Consider the following 4,688-nt stretch of genomic DNA (forward strand, 5'->3'; position numbering starts at 1 on the left):
CATTGTGTCCAGCTACGACAATTTTAATGAAGTGGATAAGTTGATGTTGAAATGAGCAAAGAGCAAAGAGCATAGAGCAAAGAGCATAGAGCAAAGAGCAAAGAGCTTAGAGCTTAGAGCTTAGAGCTTAGGGCAAAGAGCAAAGAGTAAAGAGCAAAGAGCATAGAGTGAAGAGCATAGAGCATAGAGTGAAGAGCATAGAGAATAATATGATGAAGATTAAAAGAATGGTAACATTAATAAAAATAGAAAATGTCAGAATTTAGATTTGAAGGTTTGAATATATGGAAGTTGAGCATAGAGATAGCCGATAACCTCTTTGATATTGCTGATATAGCAGAGGGTAGAAAGTATTACCGGTTTGCAGAGCAGCTTCGGGCTGCAACTATGAGTATATCAAATAATATTGCAGAAGGTTCAGGTTCATTTTCAGATAAAGATTTTGCAAATTATTTGGTTATTTCAAGAAAATCGGTTTTCGAATGTGCCAATATTCTTATTTTATTTCTCAGAAGAAAAATTATAACAAATGAAATTAAAGAAAAGGAGTACAATGATTTGCAATACTTGAGTAAAATGATAACCAATTTCAGAAAAAGCTTAATAAATAATAATAAGTAACTGATTTATAGTACAAATTGTTGTCTTTTTGAAATTTGTATGCTTAAATATATCTGCTCTTTGCCCTGAGCCCTATGCTCTGCGCTCTGAGCTCTTAACTTTGAACTTTTTATTAGTTAAAAATATAACAATATTAATCATTCCTTTTAACCTTTTAAACTTAGCTGAGATGATACGAACCAAAGAATTGATGAAAGTTTTCAGAACCGATGAGGTTGAAACGACAGCACTCAACCGGGTGAACCTGGAAGTAGAAGATGGTGAATTTGTAGGAATAATGGGCCCTTCGGGGTGTGGTAAGTCCACACTGCTGAATATATTGGGGCTGCTTGACAACCCTTCGGGTGGTGAGCTATATTTCATGAATCATGAAGTATCCAATTATTCTGAGAGAAAACGAACCAATCTGCGAAAAGCCAATATTGGCTTTGTTTTTCAGAGTTTTAACCTGATTGATGAACTGAATGTATTTGAAAATGTGGAGTTGCCATTGCTTTATCTGAAACGTCCTTCTTCTGAAAGAAGAAAACGGGTGGAGGAAGTGCTTGAAAGGATGAAGATGTCGCACCGGAAGAAGCATTTTCCTCAGCAATTGTCCGGAGGTCAGCAACAGAGGGTTGCTATATCCCGTGCCGTTGTAGCCAATCCCCGGTTGATTCTGGCAGACGAGCCCACCGGGAATCTTGATTCAGCCAACGGTGAGGAGGTCATGAACCTTTTGCAGGAACTTAACCGGGAAGGGACTACCATTATAATGGTTACACACTCTCCGTCGGATGCTGAAAAAGCGCATAGAATCGTACAGTTGTTTGACGGGTATGTTGTGACAGAAAATATCAAACAGGTGTTATAAATTTAAAATTATCTAATTATGAAAACTTTACGCGCACTTTTGGTAACGGCTTTGGTGGTGACAGGTATGTCGGGATACGCTGGGTCCGGGGGAAATGACAAAGTAGTCCGTACCGCAGATGAAGAAAGATCCATACCCATCTCAGGTGTAAAGGCTCTGGATATCACCATAGCATGTGAATTGAATATCCGGCAGGGAGATGAAGAATCCCTCAGGATAGAGACAGACAGGAATATGTTTCGCAAGCTCGATGTGGAGGTCAGAGATGGTATTCTTTACATTGGTTCGGATGACCGGGACAGGGATTTTGGCGACCGGGATGTGGAAATTCATCTGACGGTGAAAACCCTCAATAAGATCGATATTGGGGGTGCCGTGAAGCTGAGTACAATGGGAACACTCGAAACGCCTAAGCTTGAGTTGAGTATTTCCGGTGCCGCAGATATCGATATGAACATTGCTACGGAAAAACTTTTGGCAGACTTTAGCGGAGCGGTAAAGGCGAATATTGAAGGAAAAGCCAGTTACGTGGTAATGGATATGGGCGGTGCTTCCAAGGTTGATGCAGAGGATCTGGTTACCGAAGCATTTTATCTGGATTTTAGCGGCTTTGGAAAAGCAGAGATATATGCTGAAAAGGTATTGAAGGTAGATATGTCGGGCATGGGCGTTGTACGATACGGGGGCAACCCAAGGAAAGTTGAGGCCAATTCTTCCGGTCTTGGAATTATCAGGGAACGGTAGGCAGAAGGGTGGGGAAGTCAGAGGTCGGAGGTCAGAGGTCAGAAGTCAGAGGTCAGAAGTCGGAGGTCAGAAGTCAGAAGTCAGAGCTCAGAAGTCAGAAGTCAGAGGTCAGAGGAGGCATCTAATGGATAAGACCAAAGTAAACTCTTGCTTACACCCCTGTTTCTTTACTTTCGAATTAAGAGCCGTTCGGTGATACAGTCGGCAATTATGCACGGAACCCTGAATGCTACATTTGGTTTATCGATTATGATGGTAGGCGGGGGCAATGACCTGACTACTGGTATGACCGGACTCCCCGGATTTATTGCACTTGTTGTTGTTCTTTTTATTATTTATGGCTACGATAACAGAATTTCGGGTGAGCGGATCATGTCCGGCAAAATGTCTCAAGGTTAGTAATTATACTCAATGTGACTCATGTACTAAATATCAAGGTATTTGATAATGAAAAGAAAGCTGTTTGTAAAAATTAATGACTAAAAATTGTCCACTTTTTGACATTTTCCTTCCGGCAGCAAGGGATAACCATCAAATTTACTGCTGACTCAGCCAATCAGCCAATCAGTCAATCAACCAATCATCTGAACCGGGATTTACATCGAGTAATACAATCCTGCATCGGGGCCCAGCGGAAGACCGAGAACGATCCATACGATCAGCAGCAATACCCAGGTCACGAAGAACAGAAGGGTATAGGGGAGCATGGTGGAAACTACCGTACCGATCCCCGCTTTGGGTTCATATTTCTGCATAAAAGCAATGATCAGGGCAAAAAAGCTCATCATGGGAGAGACGATGTTGGTTACGCTGTCGCCTATTCTGTAGACCACTTGTGAGAGCTCCGGTGAATAGCCCATGAACATGAACATGGGTATGAATATAGGGGCGAGGATGGCCCATTTGGCCGAGGCACTTCCCATGAGCATGTTGATGCCCCCTGCAAAGATCACAAAGAGAATCATCAGGGGAATGATGCCGAGGTTGGCAGCCATAAGTGTTTTGGCCCCTGTTATTGCCAGGATCATGCCCAGGTTGCTCCATTTAAAGTAGGCTACAAACTGGGCGGCAAAGAATACCAGTACGATATACATGGCAAGGGTTTTCATGGTTTCCCCCATGCCCTTCATTACCTGGGCATCATTGGTGTATTTGCCCGTAATAATACCAAAGACAAGGCCGGTAGCTCCGAAAAGCACAAAAATTATTGTAATCACACCCTCCAGAAGAGGAGATCTCAATATTCCCCCGTCTTCGCCTCTTAAAACTCCGTTTTCCGGGAGAATCCCCCAAAGAATCAGTCCTGCGATTAACAAAAACGTAACGAATGCCCCTAAAAGTCCTTTCTTTTCCGTACGGGTAACACGTTCCAGTTTTTCGACTTCCTGTCCTTCGCTGTTGTAGCTTCCCAGTCTTGGCACCACAACCTTTTCGGTAATCCAGGTACCTCCGATAGCTATTACGAATGTTGAGGCAATCATGAAGTAATAATTGGCTGTGGGATTAACTGTGTATTCAGGGTCCACTATGCGGGCGGCTTCCTGGGATAAACCGGCCAGCAGGGGATCAAGTGAACCCAAAATCAGGTTGGCGCTGAATCCGCCTGAAACACCTGCAAAGGCAGCGGCCATACCTGCAATGGGATGCCGGTCCAGGGCGATAAAAATCACACCGGCAAGGGGTATGAGGAGGACATAGCCTACATTGCTTGCCAGATTGGAAAGAATACCCGCCAGCACGATCACAAAGGTCAGCAACCGCTTGGGAGAGGCAAGCACCAGGCCCCGAATCACAGCGCTGATGAGTCCGCTGCTTTCGGCAATGCCAATACCCAGCATGGCAACCAGCACAATACCCAAAGGTGCAAAACCGGTAAAGTTATCCACCAAATTGAGTATGATTTTATGTAAACCCTCCCGGGATAATAAATTAACCGGTTCAACCACTTCTTCCGTACCCGGATGTACGGCTTGCCAGTCAAGCCAGTGGCCAATTCCGGAGAGCAAGAGTGCCAGAAGCGCGAAAATACCAAATAGCGTGGCCGGATGCGGTAATGCATTGCCAACCCGTTCTACTCCATTCAGAAATTTTGTAAATAACGATTGAAACAGATTTTTTATCATCGGTACCTCAGGTTTTGGGCCGTAAAACTAATAAAAATTGTGGATTCGGATGTTTATGTCCGTAAATTTTGTATGATCCGGTTCTTTAACCAGAATAATCCTGCATGGGCGATTTAACTATTTCCGGAAGCTTCCTCAAGGATTCTGAGTATATTCATGGCTTCTTCTCTTTTATTACCGCAGATGGCCTTTTCGGGTGTAAAATTTTTGCATACATCCGGTCGAAGGGGGGAATGGAAAAGCTCGCAAAGGAAATCTTCTGTAAGGTGCACACAGGGAACCCCTGCCGGCTTGCCTTCCGGCATACCCGGTATGGTTGAACTGATGGAGGGAGCAATACAACAGGC

General features: G+C 43.9%; 6 protein-coding genes. 4 read left to right on the top strand and 2 right to left on the bottom strand.

Going from position 1 to position 4,688, the window contains the following annotated elements:
- Positions 1-252: 252 nt before the first annotated feature.
- The 4 genes from KGY70_17245 to KGY70_17260 all read left to right on the top strand — a co-directional run bounded on the left by KGY70_17245 (position 253) and on the right by KGY70_17260 (position 2,617).
- Positions 253-621, top strand: coding sequence for a four helix bundle protein (locus KGY70_17245; protein MBS3776947.1), 369 nt, complete (start codon positions 253-255; stop codon positions 619-621).
- A gap of 169 nt (positions 622-790) precedes the next feature.
- Complete coding sequence (locus KGY70_17250; protein MBS3776948.1) at positions 791-1,474, top strand: ABC transporter ATP-binding protein; 684 nt, start codon at positions 791-793, stop codon at positions 1,472-1,474.
- Between the two features lie 18 nt (positions 1,475-1,492).
- A complete protein-coding gene (locus tag KGY70_17255) occupies positions 1,493-2,218 on the top strand; it encodes a DUF2807 domain-containing protein (protein ID MBS3776949.1) in 726 nt (241 codons plus the stop codon).
- Between the two features lie 210 nt (positions 2,219-2,428).
- The gene (locus tag KGY70_17260; GenBank protein MBS3776950.1) at positions 2,429-2,617 is read left to right on the top strand and encodes a hypothetical protein; all 189 of its coding nucleotides are present in this window, start codon (positions 2,429-2,431) and stop codon (positions 2,615-2,617) included.
- 197 nt (positions 2,618-2,814) lie between these two features.
- Here the strand turns inward: KGY70_17260 and KGY70_17265 are convergent, their stop codons facing one another.
- Complete coding sequence (locus tag KGY70_17265; protein MBS3776951.1) at positions 2,815-4,341, bottom strand: AbgT family transporter; 1,527 nt, start codon at positions 4,339-4,341, stop codon at positions 2,815-2,817.
- A gap of 113 nt (positions 4,342-4,454) precedes the next feature.
- Positions 4,455-4,688 (bottom strand): hypothetical protein (locus KGY70_17270; GenBank protein ID MBS3776952.1); only part of this gene is annotated, 234 nt, incomplete at its 5' end.

The organism is Bacteroidales bacterium (assembly GCA_018334875.1).
Taxonomy (GTDB): Bacteria; Bacteroidota; Bacteroidia; order Bacteroidales; family UBA12077; genus JAGXLC01.